At 42.4% G+C, this 22,676-nt stretch carries 20 protein-coding genes and 3 pseudogenes; 9 read left to right on the top strand and 14 right to left on the bottom strand.

What is annotated here, in order from left to right:
- The 7 genes and pseudogenes from ABUE30_RS18480 to ABUE30_RS18450 form a co-directional block, all read left to right on the top strand.
- Positions 1-257: pseudogene (locus tag ABUE30_RS18480) on the top strand (hypothetical protein); the annotation flags it as partial.
- Positions 254-1,042, top strand: coding sequence for a DUF4123 domain-containing protein (locus ABUE30_RS18475; protein WP_408625313.1), 789 nt, complete (start codon positions 254-256; stop codon positions 1,040-1,042). The pseudogene ABUE30_RS18480 and the gene ABUE30_RS18475, both read left to right, overlap by 4 nt.
- On the top strand, positions 1,043-3,127 hold the full coding sequence (locus tag ABUE30_RS18470; RefSeq protein ID WP_408625312.1) for a phospholipase effector Tle1 domain-containing protein: 2,085 nt from the start codon (positions 1,043-1,045) through the stop codon (positions 3,125-3,127). It begins immediately after the preceding gene.
- Positions 3,108-3,905 carry a DUF2931 family protein gene (locus ABUE30_RS18465; RefSeq protein ID WP_408625311.1) on the top strand — a complete coding sequence of 266 codons (798 nt, stop codon included), beginning with the start codon at positions 3,108-3,110 and terminating at the stop codon, positions 3,903-3,905. Before ABUE30_RS18470 ends, ABUE30_RS18465 begins: the two co-directional genes overlap by 20 nt.
- A 67-nt stretch (positions 3,906-3,972) precedes the next feature.
- Complete coding sequence (locus tag ABUE30_RS18460) at positions 3,973-4,773, top strand: DUF2931 family protein (protein ID WP_408625310.1); 801 nt, start codon at positions 3,973-3,975, stop codon at positions 4,771-4,773.
- Positions 4,774-4,839: 66 nt separating this feature from the next.
- On the top strand, positions 4,840-5,640 hold the full coding sequence (locus ABUE30_RS18455) for a DUF2931 family protein (RefSeq protein WP_408625309.1): 801 nt from the start codon (positions 4,840-4,842) through the stop codon (positions 5,638-5,640).
- A 67-nt stretch (positions 5,641-5,707) separates the two neighbouring features.
- A complete protein-coding gene (locus ABUE30_RS18450) occupies positions 5,708-6,505 on the top strand; it encodes a DUF2931 family protein (RefSeq protein WP_408625308.1) in 798 nt (265 codons plus the stop codon).
- Between the two features lie 152 nt (positions 6,506-6,657).
- Here the strand turns inward: ABUE30_RS18450 and ABUE30_RS18445 are convergent, their stop codons facing one another.
- The 14 genes and pseudogenes from ABUE30_RS18445 to ABUE30_RS18380 form a co-directional block, all read right to left on the bottom strand.
- Positions 6,658-7,320 carry a DsbA family oxidoreductase gene (locus ABUE30_RS18445; protein WP_408625307.1) on the bottom strand — a complete coding sequence of 221 codons (663 nt, stop codon included), beginning with the start codon at positions 7,318-7,320 and terminating at the stop codon, positions 6,658-6,660.
- A 491-nt stretch (positions 7,321-7,811) separates the two neighbouring features.
- On the bottom strand, positions 7,812-9,344 hold the full coding sequence (locus ABUE30_RS18440; protein WP_408625306.1) for a PTS transporter subunit EIIC: 1,533 nt from the start codon (positions 9,342-9,344) through the stop codon (positions 7,812-7,814).
- Positions 9,345-10,070: 726 nt separating this feature from the next.
- Positions 10,071-10,263, bottom strand: a pseudogene (locus ABUE30_RS18435) (transposase); the annotation flags it as partial.
- 307 nt (positions 10,264-10,570) lie between these two features.
- The gene (locus ABUE30_RS18430; RefSeq protein ID WP_408625305.1) at positions 10,571-11,011 is read right to left on the bottom strand and encodes a transposase; all 441 of its coding nucleotides are present in this window, start codon (positions 11,009-11,011) and stop codon (positions 10,571-10,573) included.
- Between the two features lie 101 nt (positions 11,012-11,112).
- Positions 11,113-12,592 (bottom strand): annotated as a pseudogene (locus tag ABUE30_RS18425) (HsdR family type I site-specific deoxyribonuclease); the annotation flags it as partial.
- Between the two features lie 15 nt (positions 12,593-12,607).
- Positions 12,608-13,216 carry a histidine phosphatase family protein gene (locus ABUE30_RS18420; protein WP_408625304.1) on the bottom strand — a complete coding sequence of 203 codons (609 nt, stop codon included), beginning with the start codon at positions 13,214-13,216 and terminating at the stop codon, positions 12,608-12,610.
- A 3-nt stretch (positions 13,217-13,219) separates the two neighbouring features.
- A complete protein-coding gene (locus ABUE30_RS18415; protein ID WP_408625303.1) occupies positions 13,220-14,881 on the bottom strand; it encodes a methyltransferase in 1,662 nt (553 codons plus the stop codon).
- On the bottom strand, positions 14,881-15,909 hold the full coding sequence (locus ABUE30_RS18410) for a radical SAM protein (protein ID WP_408625302.1): 1,029 nt from the start codon (positions 15,907-15,909) through the stop codon (positions 14,881-14,883). Before ABUE30_RS18410 ends, ABUE30_RS18415 begins: the two co-directional genes overlap by 1 nt.
- Positions 15,906-17,201 carry a glycosyltransferase gene (locus ABUE30_RS18405; RefSeq protein WP_408625301.1) on the bottom strand — a complete coding sequence of 432 codons (1,296 nt, stop codon included), beginning with the start codon at positions 17,199-17,201 and terminating at the stop codon, positions 15,906-15,908. The genes ABUE30_RS18410 and ABUE30_RS18405 overlap by 4 nt, the downstream gene beginning before the upstream one ends.
- Complete coding sequence (locus ABUE30_RS18400; protein ID WP_408625300.1) at positions 17,198-18,100, bottom strand: NAD-dependent epimerase/dehydratase family protein; 903 nt, start codon at positions 18,098-18,100, stop codon at positions 17,198-17,200. The genes ABUE30_RS18405 and ABUE30_RS18400 overlap by 4 nt, the downstream gene beginning before the upstream one ends.
- A gap of 20 nt (positions 18,101-18,120) precedes the next feature.
- The gene (locus ABUE30_RS18395; protein ID WP_408625299.1) at positions 18,121-19,008 is read right to left on the bottom strand and encodes a GIY-YIG nuclease family protein; all 888 of its coding nucleotides are present in this window, start codon (positions 19,006-19,008) and stop codon (positions 18,121-18,123) included.
- Positions 19,005-19,508 (bottom strand): restriction endonuclease subunit S, encoded by a 504-nt coding sequence (locus ABUE30_RS18390; protein WP_408625298.1) that lies wholly within the window; start codon positions 19,506-19,508, stop codon positions 19,005-19,007. Before ABUE30_RS18390 ends, ABUE30_RS18395 begins: the two co-directional genes overlap by 4 nt.
- Positions 19,509-19,725: 217 nt before the next feature.
- Complete coding sequence (locus ABUE30_RS18385; RefSeq protein ID WP_408625297.1) at positions 19,726-20,055, bottom strand: Arm DNA-binding domain-containing protein; 330 nt, start codon at positions 20,053-20,055, stop codon at positions 19,726-19,728.
- A gap of 180 nt (positions 20,056-20,235) precedes the next feature.
- Positions 20,236-21,096, bottom strand: a complete 861-nt coding sequence (locus ABUE30_RS18380) for a YicC/YloC family endoribonuclease (protein WP_408625296.1) — start codon at positions 21,094-21,096, stop codon at positions 20,236-20,238.
- A gap of 130 nt (positions 21,097-21,226) precedes the next feature.
- Between ABUE30_RS18380 and rph the strand changes: the two genes are divergently transcribed.
- Entirely contained in the window at positions 21,227-21,958 is a 732-nt protein-coding gene (rph, locus tag ABUE30_RS18375) for a ribonuclease PH (RefSeq protein ID WP_408625295.1), read from the top strand.
- A complete protein-coding gene (gene pyrE, locus ABUE30_RS18370; RefSeq protein WP_408625294.1) occupies positions 21,958-22,611 on the top strand; it encodes an orotate phosphoribosyltransferase in 654 nt (217 codons plus the stop codon). Before rph ends, pyrE begins: the two co-directional genes overlap by 1 nt.
- Positions 22,612-22,676 lie beyond the last annotated feature (65 nt).

Raw genomic sequence — 22,676 nt, 5'->3', positions numbered from 1 at the left:
TCAAAGCCGGTGGCAGCTTTGTGAAAGTGGATGCGTCAGGGGTGTCTCTGGTGGGCCCTGCGATTAACTTAAACTCAGGGGGCAGTGCCGGCAGTGGTAGTGGCTATGCGGGCAAAATTGCGAGATTACCTGGTGAGGTAGAGCCGCCTGTGGAGCTGGCGAAGGCAAAAACGGTTGATTATCAGTCCTTTTTAACTGCTGAAAAAGCACACTTAATCGGCGTTAAAATGTGCCCGAAAGAGAGTGATGAGTCATGACCCGTGACCTCGATTCCCCTCAATCCTGTTTTCAGTACTGGTTAGTGGCTCATAGCGTGATTGAGCAAGTTGAGATGATGCAAGCTCGAGAGCATTTTATGGATGGCGCCACCATGCTCTTTTTTGACGAGCCGTTTGAGCAGTTGGCGGATCACTCGCCGTGGCTCATCGCATGGTGTGATGCGCTCGATGAGTTACCTGCTGAATTATTAACTCAAGGGTTATGCGTTCAAACAGACTATGCGGCTGATGATATTTTAGATCATTTTAGAAGCTTACTCATCGCCGCTTTTCAAGGTGAACTCATTATGTTTCGCGCTTATGACCCCACTGTGCTTGTGCCGATGCTTTTCATGATGGATGCGACTAGGCTTAGCCAAATTTTAGGGCCGGTAAAGGCGCTCGGTTATTGGGAAAAGAGCCAGTGGCAACGTATTTTTAACCCACATAATAATAGCTCATGGCTGCGACAGTCTCGGCCTTGGTGGCGTTTAATCGATGATGACTTAGCGGCGTTATATCGTGTGGAAAACCATGCCTATAGTTTATCGAGAAGGCTGTGGGAAGTTGCGCCAGATTTAGTCATGCCGTTAGATAATGAATGCGCGCTGATAGAAAGCGCGCTCAATCAGGCCATCACCCAAGGTTTTAATATGGAGCAGCGAGAACTGTGGGCAATTAGCCAACTTGCGACCCAAGCAAATTATTCAGCGGAGCGATTAGTCACAGAGCTCAAACTAGACGCAGATGAAACCTTACAACTGACCAATTGGATGGAAAAGTAGATGGGAGCGGTAACCACGACGGATGGTTTTTGCTTAGAGTGTGAACGTAAAAATCATTGGATAGAGATTCAAGTTATTGATGAATACAATCGACCGTTTTCGAATGTATCGGGCGTGCTCACAAGCGCTACCCATGAAAAATTTGATTTTCAGATGAGCCACTCGGCGTTGTTACTCACTCATTTATCGGCAGGAGTGGTGACGATCGACCTAGATAATCAAAGCTGGCTTAAAGAGGCGCAGCTGCATCGCCCTTATCAAAAAGAGGGCAAAAATATCGATGGGGCGCGTGGACAAAGCGTTGCAAAACCGCCCAGCGAAAAAGGGTATCAAGACAGCGTTCGTCAACATGTTCACGTAACCGCTGGCGATCTCACAACATTGCAAGATGGTCAGGTTTTACCGACGCGTCACCAGAAAAACAAAGCAGATCGATTAAAACTGGTTACCGGACACAGTTATATTTTAAAAGTCCGAGGGTTTAATTATATCACTCTGCGTTTGGGGGTGTTCTTTGATGGCACGGCAAACCATACCTACAGTGCACTGTGGGGAAAACAGCAATTACAGCGTTACTATCATAGCTGGAAAAGTCTGGCACAAACGCGCTTAGAGTATCTTGCAAATAGTAAAAACAATATTCCTATTCAGACATTTAAACGTTTGGATGCCAGTACGTTGGGGGCTTGTGAAAACGAGTGTTTTTCTTATCCGAAAGGTGTTGATGGCAGCGCGGCGAATGAAATCACTAATGTCCAAAAAATGTATAATCTTTATACCTATAATGACTATATTGATGATAAAAAAATATTCGTTCATCCCGAATATATTACTGGGGTAGGTACCGATAATATTCACCGTATTCATAAAGCCGATGAGTCTGTTTGGGGGAAAGGGTTTGGCCGCGGTGAATGGGGCATTATTGGTAAAGCAAACACGGCTATTGATCAAATTACTAAAAGTATTAAAGATTTATATAATGCCAGTTTTAAGTACTTATCCAATTTTGATGGGTTTAACCGGTTAGAGTTTGATGTCTTTGGCTTTAGTCGCGGCGCTGCGGCGGCGAGACACTTTATTAACCTGATTTTAGCTGAGCAGCAAACGGCCGCGGCCGATTCCTTTGCTTCTCAATTCGAAAAAGCATGCCAAGATAACAATATTAGTCTTAAAATCGGGTTTGATTGGTCCCAAAATGAATCTTTTGAGGTTATGTTTGCTGGGCTATTTGATACGGTCGCCTCCTACTTTGCACCGACTCGTGAACCTCTGTATGGCGAAGGCGGCAGCGCGGTGCATAATGATAATAACGGTGATGTGCAGTTATGGCTTGATCCCAGCCGGGTGAAACATGCTGTTCATCTACGTGCGAATGACTGCATTGAATACCGTTATAATTTTAGCTCAAATAAACTCAATAAAGCGGATAACTTTTATGAATTCACCTTGCCGGGTGCTCACTCGGATATCGGTGGAGGCTATCCTGCGCGAAGCTCATATATCAATTCAACAATGAGCGATTACTATCTGTTAACTTATGAGAAAAAATGTGTCACACAGCTGTCGCACGATTATTCATGGCTGGACAAGAAAAAAATAAAACAGCAACTGAGCAATAGACTGCAACTATATAACAATAATACGCTTTGGCCCGATCACTTATTTTATATGAAATTTGATGAAGGCCATATTGGCTCAAAGCATCGACAGTTCAAGGCGAATCTATATGAAGTAAATATGGTCGAAGGTGAGTTATCGCGAGTATATTTAGCGATGATGTATGGTTTTGCAGAACACTTTGGCATTCCTATAAGTGACCTAGATAATATTGGTGCAGTTTATTGGAATACTTCTCGTCATGAAGATTTTTTTATCCCAATGAAAATTAATGAATTTGAATTTAGAGCATTATTTGAGAAGGTTCTCACTGCTGCGCGGCAAGGTAAAAAATATCAAGCTATTGATAGCCAGTCGCTCATTCAAGCATATTTAATCCATCATTCAACAGATAACAGTATAACTAATAGCCCTAATCAAATTGATGGGGTCTACCGGCGGAGTGTTTATGAATGCAGTAAAAAGTAAGTCTCTTAACTTGATCGTGACGATTGCATTAATGGCTTTACCATTTCTTGGCGGCTGTGCGGATAGACAAAGTGATACCCCCGATAATCTGAAAGAGTATTCCGCATGGAGTGTTGGCTATGTGGCTCCAACCTATTATCCGGTTGATATTCGTTCTATTGATCCAACGGATAATGAAGGGAACAGTGTCACAGAGATCGGTGCTCAAGTTCCTAGTGTCGGGGAGACATTAAAAGAAGTCCGTCAATATTTCCCGCATTATGATGGCTATGCATTACCGCTTGATTTTTTTACCTTTCAGTCTCGTGGTCAGCTTGGTATGGGGACCAAAGTGCTCCCTGATATGATCACCATTCACTGGGTTTCATTGATCAATGTAAAATTTTATGAGACACGATTAAAAATCAATCAGAAAATTAAAAATATCGCCCATCAAGCTGTCATGGTCCAGACTCAAGATCCAAAAGTAGCGTTGGAGTGTCATGCAAGTCATTTTATCTTTGGCTTTATCCCGAATGGCGATGTAAAAGTGTGGCTAGCTGGATGTGGTCCTTTTGACTACATAGAAACATTAAAACCTTATAAAATAGAACATCAAGGTGCGAATGATTTTTTACGGAAAATGTATAAAAAAGAGCTTCAACAAACAATGTTCAAACATTTTAAAAAAATAGGTTACCCCAATCCACTGCCGATCCAATGGGATAAGATCGATAAAGTATTAAAGCGAAAATTTCTAGCTGATGGCCAGTGGGAAACCGTCGAGAGCACGCATTAGTCATATTCACTTATGACGTTATTTAGTCGCCGTATATGAGACGATTGAACGTTGAGGAATTTAAAAGGTGAGTCAATTAAAAAGTAAGTCTCCTAACTTGATGTTGACAATTGCATTAGTGGCTTTGCCACTTCTTGACGGCTGTGTGGATACACAGAATAATGCCCCCGATAATCTAAAAGAGTATTCCGCATGGAGTGTTGGCTATGTGGCTCCAACCTATTATCCGGTTGATATTCGTTCTATTGATCCAACGGATAATGAAGGGAACAGTATCACAGAGATCGGTGCTCAAGTTCCTAGTGTTGGAGAGACATTAAAAGAAGTCCGTCAATATTTCCCGCATTATGATGGCTATGCATTACCGCTTGATTTTTTTACCTTTCAGTCGCGTGGTCAGCTTGGTATGGGGACCAAAGTGCTCCCTGATATGATCACCATTCACTGGGTTTCATTGATCAATGTAAAATTTTATGAAACACGATTAAAAATAACCAAGAGTATTAAACAGAAAATAAATAAGACTATCTTAGTTCGACTAATCTGGAGCCCAGATACTGTGGTTAAATGCCATTATAGCCATTTTATCTTTGGTTTTATCCCGAATGGTGATGTGAAAGTTTGGTTAGGTGGATGTAGTCAGCTTGACTACATAGGAACATTAAAACCTTATAAAATAGAACATCAAGGCGCGAATGATTTTTTACGGAAAATGTATAAGAAAGAGCTTCAACAAACAATGTTCAAACATTTTAAAAAAATAGGTTACCCCAATCCACTGCCGATCCAATGGGATAAAATCGATAAAGTCTTAAAGCGAAAATATATAGGTAATGATCAGTGGAAAACCGTCGAGAGCACGCATTAGTCATATTCACTTATGACGTTATTTAGTCGCCGTATATGAGATGATTGACCGTTGAGGAATTTAAAGGTGAGTCAATTAAAAAGTAAGTCTCCTAACTTGATGTTGATAATTGCATTAGTGGCTTTGCCACTTCTTGGCGGCTGTGTGGATAGACAAAGTGATACCCTCGATAATCTAAAAGAGTATTCCGCATGGAGTGTTGGCTATGTGGCTCCAACCTATTATCCGGTTGATATTCGCTCTATTGATCCAACGGATAATGAAGGGAACAGTATCACAGAGATCGGTGCTCAAGTTCCTAGTGTCGGGGAGACATTAAAAGAAGTCCGTCAATATTTTCCGCATTATGATGGTTATGCTCTGCCAGTCGATATGTTAACATTTCAAACAAGAAGGCAGCTTGGTATAGGGACCAAAGTGCTCCCTGATATGATCACCATTCACTGGGTTTCATTGATCAATGTAAAATTTTATGAAACACGATTAAAAATAACCAAGAGTATTAAACAGAAAATAAATAAGACCATCTTAGTTCGACTAATCTGGAGCCCAGATACTGTGGTTAAATGCCACTATAGCCATTTTATCTTTGGTTTTATTCCGAATGGTGATGTGAAAGTTTGGTTAGGTGGATGTAGTCAGCTTGACTACATAGAGACATTAAAACCTTATAAAATAGAACATCAAGGCGCGAATGATTTTTTACGGAAAATGTATAAGAAAGAGCTTCAACAAACAATGTTCAAACATTTTAAAAAAATAGGTTACCCCAATCCACTGCCGATCCAATGGGATAAGATCGATAAAGTCTTAAAGCGAAAATATATAGGTAATGGTCAGTGGAAAACCGTCGAGGGCACGCATTAGTCATATTCACTTATGACGTTATTTAGTCGCCGTATATGAGATGATTGACCGTTGAGGAATTTAAAAGGTGAGTCAATTAAAAAGTAAGTCTCCTAACTTGATGTTGACAATTGCATTAGTGGCTTTGCCATTTCTTGACGGCTGTGCGGATAGACAAAGGGATACCCCCGATAATCTAAAAGAGTATTCCGCATGGAGTGTTGGCTATGTGGTTCCCACATTTTATCCAGTAGATATCAGCAGTATTAATCCAACGGATAGTCATGGCGAAAATATGACGATCATCGGCGATCAAGTGAATGTTGTAGGCGAGTCGTTAAAAGAAGTCCGCCAATATTTCCCTCACTATGATGGCTATGCTCTGCCGGTCGATATGTTTACACTTCAAACAAGAAGGCAACTGGGTATGGGAACCAAAGAGCTCCCTGATATGATCACCATTCACTGGGTTTCATTGATCAATGTAAAATTTTATGAGACACGATTAAAAATCAATCAGAAAATTAAAGATATCGCCCATCAGGCTGTCATAGTCCAGACTCAAGATCCAAAAGTAGCGTTGGAGTGTCATGCAAGTCATTTTATCTTTGGCTTTATCCCGAATGGCGATGTAAAAGTGTGGCTAGCTGGATGTGGTCCTTTTGACTACATAGAGACATTAAAACCTTATAAAATAGAACATCAAGGTGCGAATGATTTTTTACGAAAATTAAATGAAAGAGAGCGGCAACAACCGATTTTGAAGTATTTTAAACAAATAGGTTACCCCAATCCACTGCCGATCCAATGGGATAAAATCGATAAAGTATTAAAGCGAAAATTTCTAGCTGATGGCCAGTGGGAAACCGTCGAGAGCACGCATTGAATTATCGAATCGTGCACGCTATTTCTTATGGAAAGGACTGTCATAAAAATAACTGACTGATCTGTTTTTGCATGTCTGACACTGAGTTAAATGGCTAAAAAGACAAGGCTTGCGGCAATGGTTTGTTGCCGCGTGTTTTTTTGTAGCGACAATTAGTCTTGCGGCGTGTGTTCTTTTTCCAAAATTTCTTCAATCAGTTGCTTGAAGCTTGCAACGGGTTGACCGCCAGTAATAGCATATTTGTTATTAATAATGATGGTCGGTACCGAGCTAATGCTATTTTGCCGCCAGAAAGCCTCTTTTTGGCGAACTTCGTCTGCATATTGACCATTTTCTAAAACGCTTTGAGCTGCTTTTTTATCTAATCCAACAGTGGCAGCTAAATGAGCAAGAACTGTGTAATTATTAACGTTCTGATTATGGGTAAAGTGAGCGGTGAATAGAGCCATCTTAAGCGCTGCTTGTTTGCCTTCAACTTGTGCCCAATGCAGTAGGCGATGGGCGTCAAATGTATTTTGCATACGGCTTTGGTCAGTGAAGTTAAAGTCAAAACCAACCTCTTTACCGCGGGCTTTGATTTGCAAGCGGTTTTGCTCAGATTGCTCTTTACTGACACCATATTTTTCAATGATATGTTCTTGAAATCCTTGTCCTTCAGCTGGCATATCAGGGTTGAGTTCAAACGGTTGAAAACTCAGTTGGGTATCGACTTTGTCTGCCAGTTGAGTCAACGCTTTGTTCAGATTTCCCAGACCGACCACACACCAAGGGCACATGACATCGGAGATAAATTGAATATCGAGAAATTCTTTCATACTTTAGCTCGCTGTTAATGGTTTTTAAAAAGCTGTTCAAACGTTGTTGAGTAACGGATGCAACAAAGGGGAAATCAAGCCATAAAAAGTGGCGCTGCTATTCACTCAAGCAATCTCCCCGTTTATCTGTCGGGAAAGTATTATTTAATGTATTCAGTATGCCACTATACAACAACGTCGTGTAGTCAAAGAGCGAGCGCTCTCGGTATGGACGGCAGGGCTAAAATTTTTTTGGTGAAATAGTACGACTCAAAGCGCTGCTGAGGTGAATTATCTATGTGCAATTTAATATGCGAGCTAGTTGCAGTATTTCAATTTCCTCAACTCTATAAGTAGAGATAGATGGCAAAAAAAACCGCCCTCAGATGCTCCAAAAAGAGCTCATCGGGCGGCTGGTAACCCAAAGACTATGCTCTGTCTTTGGGGAACTTATCAGATAATATTATTTCTATGTCACGGCTTTTTCTTTCACCGTTACAACTATGCTCTACTTATGCCGATTTTTTTTCAGATTTAATCCGAGCCAGAGCTGCAGCCTTTTCTTCAGGAGTACGATAATCCATGATGGCGATCAGGAAGAAAGGTACGAAGAAGGCAACTGCGATAGCAATCCCATAGACCCACATTGGATTAAAGACTGGAATGGTCAACAATGAGGTGAAAGCGAACGCTTTAGTTTTTACACCACCGTAAGCCGCACCCAGGATGGCGATCACGATGCCACCAGCGAGACAGCCAGGTAACATACGAGAATAGACTTTCTTGAAGCGCAGATGAATACCATACAGTGACGGTTCAGAGATGCCACCGAACAGGCCTGCCGCTAATGCACCCACAGAGGTCTGACGCATCATCGAGTCTTTTTCACGCCATGACAGGAACAATACGCCGGCTGTTGCTCCAAAACAGGCGAAGTTCCATACACCCATTGGACCTTGGATGAAGTCGTAACCAAGCGTCTGAATGTTCATCAGCATCAGGGCGTTGAGTGGCCAATGTAAACCTAATGGCACCAAGAATGGGTACAGTAATGGAATCATAATTGCGAATACGAATGGTGCATGGGTGTTCATCCAAGCCAGACCTGTCCCAAGATCCATACCAGCCCATACAGCAATTGGTCCGAGGACGAATGCAGTAAGTGGGATCATGATGATTAGCGAGAAAAACGGCACAAACACCATGTGAACGTTCTGTGGGAAAATCTTCTGCAGGAAACGGTACACTATTGCAAGGAAGCCCACCATGAGAAGTGGAACGAAGACTTGACCTGAATAGTCGTTAAGCTGCATTGGCAGACCAAATATGTGTGCCATGTAAGAAGTCGTCCCTAGTACGGGATCCTTCGTCGCGACTGTAGAGGCCATCGTTGTTAGCTTCTGGAAGTCCGGTGTCATCAGCGCGCCCATGATGGCAGCACCCAACCATGGATCAACTTTGAGTTTTTTCGATGCGTTATAGGCAATCATGATCGGTAGGAAGTAAAACACCGTGTGCCACATAGAGTCGACAAAGACCCAACCCGGAGATTTCGCACCCCGGAAATCAACGATGTGGAAGGCATCGAGGACGGAGGTCATCGCAATAATCAGCGATGCGCCAAGAAGGACGCCGAGAATCGGGCGGAACGAGTCTGACAGGTATTCGAAAAAGCTGTCGATCCATGCGATTCTTCCGCGAGGACCACCGGAGCGAAGAGATGCCTTGATATCACTATTGGACACTTCAGTGTTCTCAGTCGCCTCAGATGTCTCAGCGCCATCTTGCATAGATGGTAATGCTTTGATCTGATTGAAGACCGACATGACTGCGCCGCCGATGATAACCTGATAGCGATCACCGGATTGTGGAACACATCCCATAACTTCAGGAATCGCTTCCAGCGAGGCTTTATCTGGTTTAGAACTATCATTCAGCTCAAAACGAAGGCGCGTGGCGCAGCACGTCATAAATTTGATATTGCTTGGGCCACCCAAACCATCAATGATGGCCTCGGCAGCAGACATATTACTTTTTTTCACCATTACAACATACTCCTTTAAGTTTTCTATTCAGTAATCTAGGCTCAAAACCGCGACTCAACTGGAAGACTCTCACGGGTTATTTCCATACCGCGATATAACGAACTAGTGACGATTGTTTTGGGGTAAAAGTGATTCTATTCATTCGCGAACTTGTTCAATAATTTGCCGCGAAATATCAACAGGCCCCTAATCAAAGCTTTAAAGGCTTCGATACAAAAACTAAAATCTATAGCTACAAGCCGGAACCACAGACAAACCCAATCAAAACCGGGTGACACATCGCGCTCTGGCAGACTAGCCAAATATTAAACGATCCTCCATGAGGGAAATCTCCCCCCAAAATAACAGCCGTCAAACGTATAATTTCTCGCAACCCAAGTGCAGAAGATCCTGCATAAAAAATCACGATGACACTACGCCATTGAAAACATGCTCAGCTTTCGTTTAATAGTGATAAGGACAAAGCGAGTGGGGCTAATATACGTGAGGTTGTAAAAACTTGCAGTGATTAGATCGATTTTGAGGCAAAACTTAGGGGTGAATCACAAAAAAAATTCCAATAAAAACAAATATTTATAAAATAAAAATCCTAGCATATAAATTATACTGCAATTAAATATTTTTGTTGGTTTCAAAGAGTTTCAGATTGTTTCAAATTGTTTCAAAAAAATAACATTTGATACTTAATGAAGGAACCGCTAGTTGAGAAAATGTCATGTTTCAGGTCTGGATTGGCAAGATCCATTTGTTCAAAGCAGTCAATATGCAGCATATAGCAGCTTGATCAAGCTGTTTTCATTCGGGAGCCACCTTTCGTTTGAGTCAGTTTGTGGAACCGATGATGAGTGGCCTCAATGGCATTGGTGGTGTAGATAGCCTTTTGACCGTTCTTTGGATACTTGAAGTAAACCGATAGATTATCTCATTTATTGACTAAAAGAACAGCAATATCGAGTGCTTCAAACCTCATTCAAACTCTAAGCGCTCTTATTTTTTCTTTGCCGATTTTTTGCAGGCAGTCCAATAGACAGTTTCAGGTCAACCGTGAACTTCTTTGGGTGCATAGAATAAAAAATATCTTCTAAATACAAGGTATTAAATACTTGACGTATTCCCTCATAATTTTTCAAGCCCTGCATTGTGTGTGAGCCGTTGATACTCATTTATTGCCCATTGATAGTGGGACTGATTGATTTGATATCGCCGATGGTTTCGAACCTCCCGTCCTAGTCGAGGTATCGAGAGAGCTTTTCGGTGTTTGATACTGTTGGCTTGAAAGTCAAATGCCACTTTGCCTGAACAGCAATGAGGCCGTTCCATCCCATCAAGATTTCAGCCAATAAGGCAATCAGTAACAATATACTTAAACGTTTTGTACAGCGGGTTCGATTGTGTCGAAGTGCAATACCATAAGACGTGCTTTTCAAATCGCGGAATGACTCTTCGATCTGCATTCGTTTCGCGTAAAGCCTGGTGAGTTGAACCTGATTTAAAATCGAATGAGGGACATTGGTAACCAGTAACCAAGGCTCTTTTGCACTGCGTTGGTATAGATGAGTGGCGGCGTGTTTTTGGCGGGTTCTGCTGTGACGCTTCGCTTTTCGCCCTTTATCTAGCCCTTTGTACACATAGGCTTCACAAGCCAATGGTGAGCGCTTTGCCAGCAAACAGGGTCACGGCCCGACCATCAAGAGCCACCGATGCGCGTAGCGTCATATAGCGAAGTGTTCTTGAACATCAGACCGATCCACAAGGATGGCAGGGCATGGGTTTTATCGTCTTTTAACAGTGGCGTACCCGTAAAGGCAATATAAGCGGCTTTAGGCAGCGTCTGCTGCATACGGATATTATTTTCGCCGTTCTGGCTACGGTGGCCTTCATCCACTAATACAATAATATTGGGGCTGTCGTTGTAGCAGTCTTTATGTTTTATCGCAGAGCCAAACTTATTAATAATCGAGAAAATAACTCGCTCATTACCTTTACCAATTTGCTCAGCCAAACGCTTACCCGTTGTCGCCATCGCATCTTTTTTATCGCGGTCTGTTAATACGCCGCCAGAGGCAAAGGTACGACTTAGTTGGTATTCTAAGTCCACGCGGTCAGTAACGATAATTACGCGGCACTGCGCTAGCTCTTCAAGCCAAATAAGCGCTTTCGATAAAAACACCATAGTAAACGACTTGCCACTGCCCGTGGTATGCCAAATAACACCGCCTTCACGAGCGCCTGTATCATCAACGGTATTAATACGCTCATCAACGCTTTAATACCAAATACTTGCTGATAACGCGCTACAATCTTATCTGCTTTTTTATCAAACAAGGTAAACAGGCGAGTCATATCCAATAAGCGCTCAGGACGTAACAGGCTTACAATCAACCTATCTTGGTCGGTCACGGTCAGCTCACTTGCTGCAATAAGCGATAGGTAATCTGTTTTATCCTTGGCAGGGCGATGATTAAACAACGCATTTAATTGCTCATCGCTTAGCGTATGGTTTTTAAGCCTGACAAATTCAGCTTCAGGAATTTGCTCTTCCTTCCACTTAGCCCAAAATTTATCTTGTGTGCCGCAGGTCGCGTATAAGCCTTCATGCCCATTTATTGCTAACAGTAATTGGCTGTAAGCATACAAATGAGGAATTTCTGCCTGACTTTGATTGCGAATATGCTGAGAAATCGCCTCGCTATTGGTCGATTTACCTTCTTTGTTCGAATCTGGGCGTTTCGCCTCAATTACAACTAATGGCAAACCATTTACAAAGCACACAATATCAGGGATACGATTGCCAGTGCCTTCGGCATTTTGAACCACTAATTCTTCAGTAAAATGGAATTGGCTGTTATCAATGTTATGCCAATCAATCAGCTTAATGGTGGGGGAGGCTTTTTACCATCAATAAATTCAGTAACACTCACGCCATACATCAACGCATCATAAATCTTTTCGTTGGCGGCCTTTAACCCAAGGTTCATGGCAGGGTTCCGCTCGTGCATCACCTTATCAATAGCCGCTTCTGATAGCTTATGCTCTTTACCTGCAAACGAAAAAGTCTGATTGGTTAAAAAGGCACGCATGATAGGTAATAACACAACCTGATGGGTACTTTTCTTATCGCTTGCTAAGGTATTACCTCGCAAGGCTTCACATTCACTCGGTGGAATAAAACTATAGCCTAAGTTAGTAAGCAACGAAAGCGCGGGAATTTTTTCACTGAATTCTTCTTGAAATTTAATGCTTGTCATTGTGCCTAATCATCCTTAAATTGCCTCACCTACTAAATTAGGTTTTTGCGAATAGTTCACATATATTTGGTCATTATTTAGTTTTATTTCCAAGTAACCCAAAAAATTAGGCCAGTCTTGGAGCGTTAATCTTGAATCTCCAATGCGAGCCGCTAAAGTGGCTAATATTGTGTCGTGGGTAACCCACAGGTGTACTCCATTAGCCGAGTTACTTAATAGCGTTTTTATATCACTAAAAATACTTTCAACAGAATTGTTTAAATCATAAAAACCATCCCATGATTCAGTACCTGAAAGCAAATGTAAATTGACGGCTTCATGACCTTTTTTCAGCCAATGTAGCCAAGCTAAGTCAGCATCTTTAATAAAGAAACCAGGATCTCCTAGTAAGCGACACTGCTCTATATCATCAACTTTAAAATTGGTGGTTTGGGCTATGAGTTCAGCTGTTTGGATGCATCGCTCAATAGGGCTTGTTTTAATACTCAATACTTGGTCGTTTATTAGCGAAGCAAATAATTTACTTTGCTCTATACCTTCATCAGTCAGCATTACATCATTACCAACGGTGTTCGGTAAAATATCGGGTCGCGCAGCATGCCTTACAATGAGTATTCTTTTCATTTTCTATTCTCGTATTAATTTCATTGCCGTTACTAAGCTATCTTTTTTAATAACAGTATTAATACAAAGCCCTGCTTTTTTAAATAGCGCCTCAAATTGGCTTTTGGTTCTTTCTTGGCCACCCGTCACCGTGAGTAAATGTAAATCGCAAAGCGAACCACCAAAGCTGTGCTCATCCAGTAGCATTTCAAATACATAAATCGCACCATTATTTTGTAATGCATCAGCTGCATTTAAAAGAATTTGCAAAGCATCTGCATCGTTCCAGTCATGAAGCACACGAGCCAGCATAATTTTTTCTGCTTTAACAGGCCATGTTTCAAAAAGGTCAAAGGCTATCTTATTGCTGAAGTTACTAGAGTTGATTACACCTTGTAGGTCACCCAAAATCACATTTGTTGACGGAAACTGATCTAGAATAAGCTGTGCTAATGAGCCAACGCCTCCCGCAGCATCAAAAACAACATCGCCTTTTTCAATATCTAAATAACAAACAAGTTCTTGATAGTCTTTTAATGCATAGCTGCGCAGCATATTGTGATGCATTGCAGTATGCTCATCAGATAGACTAACTTGTTTAAAAATATCAACATTTTCAATGTCTTCTTGCATTAATTGCGTAAGGTTGTGCCACCTTTGCATTAACTCACCGCGATATTCTGTCGCAGCGCTAGCAAGCGACATAGTATGGTTAGTCGTTAAAAAAGCACCTTTGGGTAATACATGCCAAACGGTCTGTTCGCATTTTACAAGCCCTAACTCTCCCAAGGCATTAAGCAAGCGAGTTAACCTTTTTTCTAGGGTATTTGTTTGTATCGCTAACTGGCTTGTGTCGTTAGGTAAGTAGTCGAATATTTTTAAGTCTGCGGCCGTCGCAATGGTAAAGGTTCGCCAGTAACCAACCATATCGGCTGATAAAGCTCCAAAATCATCATTATTTGCAGCTCTAAGCTCTCTAACTACATCGCCTTGTTCATCAATAATTTGCAGTGCCCCTGAAAAGGTTTCAACGCGAGAAAACCCATTATAAAAAGGTTCAACACTCGCATAGCGCTGTGCATAAATAGGTTTGCCATTTTTATCAATGTGATGCCAACCATCATCGCTTTTGGCTCTTGCAAACCTCTTATGAAAAACATCTAAATCTAAAAACCAAAATGAATGAATAAACCGACCTTGCTTATCAATGTGTGTACTAAGGCCATTTTCAGCCTGAGCAACGGCAATACCTTCTCTAAAATCCCCACAGTAATGCCATTTATTTTCGTAAAGAGGTTGGCCTGACTTATCGATATGAAAGTAAAAACCATCTCTATCGCATACAACAGCAATATTCTGTTGATAATTACCTACAAAGGCATAGCGCTGTGCATAAATTGCAAAGCCATTAGGAGATATATGAAACCAATCATCATTTTCTATTACAGCCGCTAAGCCGCAGTAAAAACCAAAAGTACGACGAAATTTATGCGGGTAAATTGCTTCGCCTGTTTCGTCTATGTGCCATGCTTGGCCATTTAAAAAAACAGGCGCAACTTGATACGCGTTGTCTATACCATGAAATGATAAAACCTCATCAAAGCGTGCATGGTAAGCTGCTGTGCCATCAGCAAAAGTATGATACCTACAATCGTCTGAAACAGAGAGTTTAGTTAATGTACTCATTACACGCGCCTCATAGTGCATTGCTTGCACAGAGGGTGATCTTGATATGTATTCATCAACTCAACGTACTGCTTACTTTGCGCTAACTCTGAAAGTGACGACTGAGCAACTGAGCCAAACTCCCCCAATGATTTACGTTCTTGATCAGGCGCACAACACACATTAAAACGACCCGATGGATCAATCCAAATCTCTTTGCCTAAAAATGGGCAGTGACCATTCGGTGCTATATCGTCTAAGTTATCTATATGTAGTTCAGAAAAGTTATCGAGTTTAAAAGGTCTTAATGCGGTTTTATTGTGTAATTCAACTCGCTCATGGCAATACTTGACGACTTGATTCCAACGCTCTGCAAACACGATATCGTTACGTAAATTTTCAGTCGCTATTTCATCAAAATGTGCCCATAACTGGTGACCTTTTATTCGGTCAAATCCCAGTTCAATAGCGAGATCCACCATTTGAGGAATTTCCTCTAAATTGCTGCGTAAGAACGTCAGTTGCATTGTCATGGAACAATAATGATGCTCAGCCAAGCTATCCCTAACGGCAATAAAGCGTTTTGCATTTTCAATATGTTCGTTTAATTGGGCACCAATCATAATTTTACTATGGGTGGCTTCAGTTGCCCCATTCCACGAAATTTTTACATCACTTCCAATAGGCACAATACGATCAGCCCAGTATTCAACATTGTAGTGTTTATCGGGGCCAGGGAATGTGCCATTAGTGGTTAAATTTAACGATAAATCTAACTCATGGCACAAGTCTAAAAACACATTAAAATGAGGGTATAGTAAAGGCTCACCCATTGTTGAGGGAATTACTTCTTTAATGCCCATTGCAGCTGCATCGCGGATCACCTGCTCAAGCATCACTCTATCCATATTAGGGCGTAATCGTCCTTGCTGCTTACGCAGTTTAGGCTTATCAGAATAAGGCGAATGATCCTCACACATAACACATTTTAAATTACAGGTATCAGGGTTAGTGTCTAAGGTAATGCGCCAAAAATCGGTTTCCCTCATTGCATTAACTCCTTGTAGCACGCCTCTAAGTCAATAATATGCTGGTCTATGCAAGGAATTTCACCATCATCACTAAATGCATAACCTTTTTCACCAAGCTGTCTTGCATACAATGGATCATCAACAAACACCTGCATTTTTTGAGCTAACGCATCAACATTCCTATGCTCATAGGTTAGACCGTTTACACCATCTATAACATACTCACCCATACCGCCATCGTTGGCTGTAATCACTGGCACTTTTGACTGCTGCGCTTCATGTATAACAAGCGGAGAATTCTCAACCCAAACCGAAGGCGTCACAATCGCATCGGTTTTGCTAAATACATCAACAGCAATTTTCTGGTTTTCATACTCTGGCATCCACTGAATACGGTTTCGTTTTTCGACTGGCAATGTTTTAGCAATAGCACGCAATGCACGAGAATCTTGACCTCTATCACGGCCCCAAATACGTAAAATGGCATCACCTTTTATTTTACCAAATGCCTCAATTAATTGATGAATACCCTTAGCCGGAATGTGCGTACCAATATACCCAAAAGTAAATGGTTCGACTTCAGCTCGCTTACGGCCTAACATACGAGAGCGATCAAAACCGTAATCTAAGTAAATGCTTTTATCTTTTGGCAAGCCAAAGTCTTTTTCGTAACGGTTTTTTAAATATTTGGCAGGCGAAATAAATAGGTCAACATGCTCAATAACCTCTTTTACGTGGCGCATTCTGCGTTCAACCCAGTTTTTCCAGTAAGCAATATCTTGGTCTAACTCTTCTTTATCGCCTGAAAAATAACGGGCATAACATTGTGTGGCACATTTTTTATTTTCTTGTCCGTCACATGCCGCCCAAAGATTGTCGTCAGCAGAGTGCATTTGCATAAACTGCCCACGCGGGCACATCAGCCAGTAATCATGCAACGTATAAACAACAGGGATATTGCGTTTTTTTGCTTCAAACACCAAAGAGGTCGACAAATGATTCAAATGACCAATATGAACAATATCAGGGCAATATTCATCTAATAATTCGGCAAATTTTTGGTCTATAATCGCTAAACGATATCTATCTCTATGGCGAGGGTTATTAACAAGGTGTAATACAATTTCAGGCACATAATCATCATAGCTAATTCTTATATCGCCATCGGGCCTAAATGCATCTTCTTCACGGGTAAACACACGAACCTCATGCCCTTTTTTAACCAACCCATGACAAATAGTTTGAGAATAAACTTCAGAACCTGCGTTATACAGCATAGGGTAGCCATGGATGACTTTTAATATTTTCACGAATGCGCTCCTAATTTTAATTTTTTATTATATGCGTCAACTAACCTTGCAATCCCTTGTTCAGGTAGAACACTAGCATGCCAACCAAGTAGCGATTTAGCGCGAGATGGGTCGCCAATAAACCGAGTTACATCGTAAGTACGAGACGCTGACTCAATAATGGTTGATGAGCTATTTGCAGCGGTAATGGCTATTTGTGCCGCTTCTTTTAAGGTTGTGCCATGTCCAGGTAATAAATGAATGGGGGGTAATTGTTTTTCACCTTCATTTAATAATGTGACGGCTTTGACTAAACCAGCTACTGTGTCATCTACATGGGTAAAATCAAATAAATGCTCAAAGCCATCAACACGTAAATCAACGCCTAACGCCGCATTTTTGCTAAACGCTGGTAATACTCTATCTTCATGGTCAAGCGTGCAGCCATACACGTTAGCTAACCTAACTATAGCGGTGTTAATACCCGCACTGCGTGCGCTTAATGCGGCATCTTCCATGTAAAGCTTAGAACGACCATAAATATTAGCCGGTACTAAAGGCATGGTTTCTGTGACGGGTAAAGTTTTTGGCTCGCCATAAACCTCACGGCTACTGGCAACCAGTACCCAAGGTTTATGTGTACTGTTTGCTGCTAATTTAAGAAGTTGCTCACTGGCGAGTGCATTAGTTTTCCAGCACTTTTCAGGATCGTTCTGCGCCCAAACTACACGCGAAACAGCCGCTAAATGTATTACGCCACAGCATTCATTTAATGCTTGGCTTAACTGCCATGTATTACAAATATCACCCGTTCCATCAGCAATATCAAAGCCAATCACTTCATAACCAAGTTGAGATAATAGGGGGGATAAATGACGCCCAATCAGTCCTAAATGGCCTGTCATTAAAATTTTATTCATTAATTCTGAACCTTTACTGCTTAGCCAATGTTATTTATCTGCTCACTGGCTGACTCAAGTGTACGACCTTGATGGTCGTGTAATGTAATCCCTTGCTCTGTTTTCCAGTCAACCCAACCATTAGAGCTGGCGAGTAACAAAAACATCGAAGCACCACTGGGGGTGGGGAACAGGTAATCTCGCTGAAATACAAAGCGACCATTTTGCTCTGCAATAACCCCTTTGGCTAATAGCTGGTCGCGCTTATCATAAAAGCGTTGTTCTGTTTTGCGCTTCGTGATCATGGGGGCTGACGAGCCTTTTAATACTACCATTCCCTCATTAGTGTAAATACCTTTAGCATCAACTCCAGTGCGACTGCATGAAAAGACTTGTTCGGTTTTGGTCGGTGATGCTTCTGTCAGTGGTTCAAAAATGGGGTAGCCAAGGGTGGCTAACAACAAACTGCCAATTTCATGAATTTCATCACAATCCGCTTTAAGCGGAATAGGCGTGTAAGGTTTTTGCCCGCCATTACCATTAAGTAGCTCATAACGCTGACAGTGTTTTGCTTTTTCTATCGACAGAGATTCTAAATACAGCACATGGGTTTGGGTTAAGTTATTTGTGAGCGACACCAATACCAATGCTCGCTCCCAATCCTTTTTTTCATCTTTGTAGTGCTGCATTAATCGGCTACCCACATCGCCCGACTGCCCAATATACAGCTCGTCTTTACTATCGCCAGAGACTAAAAAATACAGTCCAACTTGTTTGGCTTCAGGCATTTTTACAAACTCAGCAATGTCACTGCGCGGCACTTCAATTAAACGAATAATCGATGTTGTTTGCTCAGCAATGCGAATCCCCGCAGGGTCGCCACTAGGTAGAAAAATTTGAATAGTCCGTGGTCTTTTATGGTTGATCATGAAACTTCCTTATCATCCACTTTCACTCTGCGCTTCCCTGTTAACAACTGCTGCATCAATGCCTTTTTCTCTTGCTTGAAATGCGTCAGTTTGACTTCGAGTAGTTTGATTTCTTTATCGACTGCAGTGAGGGCTGAGGCGATTTTTTGTTGCTCTTCAACAATAACAGGAAAATAGACTTTAATTTTCTTTAGTTCGCTAGATTTGATGCCTTTTGCAGTTGAGCCAGACGACCTTAAATCAATTAAAAGTTGCCCTTTTTCTGACAGAAGAAAATATAGTAAAAAATCAGAATTTAACTTTTCGTTTACTCGTAATGTCACGGTTCGTTGTCCAACACCAAATACCCCATCTTTGGGATATTTACAGGCCATTCCTAGCGGAGCTTCTGTTGTAAATAGAATGTCTCCAAACTGAGGAATCCCTCTCGTCATCCAGCTCTCAAACGCTTCATTATCAATATATTCTTGATTACTGAAGTCTATATAACCCGCTCTCACATTCCTTGCTGTTATGAGGGGGATGCCAGATTCGGCTTTTGGAACTGATTGACCACTACATAGCCAAGCGTATCATTTGCAATGGTTAGACGGCCACTATCCCTAACTCTTTGAATTATCTCTCGAACATCTAGAGCCGTTACGTCCTGAATTTTAAACTCGCCAATTACTGGCTTAATCTCCTTCCGATATATTCGAGCTGGAATGTTGGGATGCTTTAGCCTGGCGCTAAATCATTTTTATACCAATCCTCAAATAAATCATCGACCGATATGATTCCAGTCCACTTTTGACGCTGTTTTGCAATGAGGGGATCTACTCCTTGCCTTAAGTCACGTTTGAAAACTTCGGCTTCTGATCTTGCATCGGCCAAAGACATGCCTGGGTACTGACTCAGAGTCATTTGTTTACGTTTACCGTTTCCACTATATCGAAGGGCCCAGTAGGGCGCTCCTGAATCTGGAACGACAAAGTAGAGTCCTTTTCCGTCGGACTTTCTAGTTGGTTCACCTGATTTTGCAAGTGCGGCCACCTGCTTTGCTGTCATAGATGCCACATGACTTCCAAATACTCACCATTTGATGTAAGTATAGCGAGGCATTACTCACCAGTTAACTCACCGCTTGGGTGAAACAAGATGAAACGGGTAAGAGCGGAATAAAAATACAAAGCCCTTTAAATATAGGGCTTTGTAATAGACTGTAACACTTTGGAAAACAAGGGAAAATTATTCAATATTCTGTATCTGCTCGCGCATCTGTTCAATCAGCACTTTCAGTTCCACGGCGGCTTTGGTGATTTCGGCGTCGATGGATTTAGAGGCTAAGGTGTTCGCTTCGCGGTTGAACTCTTGCATCATAAAATCGAGGCGTCGGCCGCAAGGACCGCCTTTTTTTAAGATGGCGTAAGTTTCGCTGACGTGCGCGTCGAGGCGGTCTAATTCTTCGGCAACATCGAGTTTTTGCGCCAATAAAATGATCTCTTGTTCAACCCGGCCTTCATCCAGCTCTGCCATCACTTCGCTTAAACGAGTGCGTAGTTTTTCTCGTTGCCATTCGATGACCTGGGGAAGACGTGAACGGACAAATGCAGCCTGCTCGGTGATGGTATTTAAGCGGGTTTCGATCATGGTTTGGATCTTATCCCCTTCACTAGCACGGCTGGCGATAAAGTCAGTGACTGTTTCCTGCCAGGCTGTGACTAACTCTTGGCTAATGGTGTCGGTATCTTGCTCTGGGGTTTCCATCACGCCTGGCCAGCGTAAAATATCGACGGGGTTGATCTGCCCACCGGATTGCTGCTGAACCCACTCGGCACTTTGAATAAGCTGATTGGCTAGGGTTTTATTGAGTTTGAGTTCGCCTTGCTGATGTTGGTTGGATTCAAAGCGTAGATTGTTCTCAACTTTGCCTCGCTGCAGTTGTTTACGAATTTTGTCGCGTAGTTGGGGCTCAAGGCCGCGAAAATTTTCTGGCATCCGCCAGTAAGTTTCTAGATAACGTTGATTGACGCTGCGGATCTCCCAGACAGCAGTGCCCCAATCGCCTGAAATTTCGCGGCGGGCATATCCGGTCATACTATGAATCATTCAATTGAGTCCATGAGGAAAATTTACTCGATTATAACGATTATCAACTGACTCGTCAGTGTGATTCATGGCCGAGGGCGGAGAAAATCCGTATAATTTGTCATATCTCTCATGCTACAAGGTAATTATGATGCGTCCAAATGACAGAGCGTTAAGCGATGTTCGCCCGATTTCAATCACTCGTCACTACACTCGCCACGCGGAAGGGTCAGTACTGGTCACTTTCGGGGATACCCAAGTGTTATGTACGGCGACCGTTGAAGATGGTGTGCCACGCTTTTTGAAAGGTAAGGGACAGGGCTGGATTACGGCTGAATATGGGATGCTCCCTCGTTCGACCGGATCGCGGATGGCGCGTGAAGCTTCCCGCGGCAAACAGGGCGGTCGGACCTTGGAAATTCAGCGTTTGATTGGCCGCTCATTACGCGCTGCGGTTGATCTGAAAGCATTGGGTGAGGTCACCATTACCCTCGATTGTGATGTATTGCAAGCCGATGGTGGTACGCGCACTGCATCGATTACGGGGGCGTGTGTGGCGTTGATGGATGCGATTTGGTGGTTGCAACAAAAAGGCAAATTGAAAGTGAACCCCATGAAGTATCTGATTGCAGCCGTGTCCGTAGGGATTGTTGATGGTGAGCCACGTTGCGATCTGGAATACGTTGAAGATTCCAATGCGCAAACAGATATGAATGTGGTGATGAGTGAAGATGGCCGCATGATTGAGGTTCAAGGCACGGCTGAAGGTGAACCATTTAGTCATGATGAATTGTTAAAACTGTTGGCACTAGCGAAAGGCGGCATTGATTCGATTTTTGAACTGCAGCGCCAAGTGCTTAATGAAAACCATAAGGGACAATGATGAAGGCTTATCAAAAAGAGTTTATTGAATTTGCGCTCAGTCGTGGGGTGCTCAAGTTTGGTCAATTTACCCTTAAATCTGGTCGTGTTAGCCCTTATTTTTTTAATGCTGGGTTATTTAATCGAGGCAGTGATTTGGCGCGCTTAGGTCGCTTTTATGCAGCGGCGTTGGTGGATGCTGGGGTCGAGTATGATCTGGTATTCGGCCCTGCTTACAAAGGTATTCCGTTGGCAAGCGCGACCGTGGTTGCACTGGATGAGCACTACGATATTGATAAACCTTACTGCTTTAACCGTAAAGAAGCTAAAGACCATGGTGAAGGGGGCAATTTGGTGGGCTCGCCTTTACAGGGAAATGTGATGTTGGTAGACGATGTGATCACCGCCGGCACCGCGATTCGTGAGTCATTGGCACTATTTGAGCATTATCCTTGCCAACTGGCCGGGGTATTGATTGCACTGGATCGTCAAGAGCGTGGGCAGGGCGAATTGTCAGCGATTCAGGAAGTTGAGCGTGATAGTGGTGCAGCTGTCATCGCGATTGTCACGTTGTCAGATGTGATTGCGTATCTCCAAGAGCAGGGGCAAAACCCTGAGGCCTTAGCGGCCGTTGAAGGCTATCAACATCAGTATGGCGTGAAATTAGCAGACTAATCAATACACTACTCGTTGACTGAACGAGTAGTGTATCCACATAAGTTCCATTATATTTTGCCTTA

The sequence above is a fragment of the Celerinatantimonas yamalensis genome (assembly GCF_046054155.1).
In the GTDB taxonomy this organism is placed as follows: domain Bacteria; phylum Pseudomonadota; class Gammaproteobacteria; order Enterobacterales; family Celerinatantimonadaceae; genus Celerinatantimonas; species Celerinatantimonas yamalensis.
Note: the sequence above shows the minus strand (reverse complement) of the source record. Positions and strands in the feature narration are given on the sequence as shown.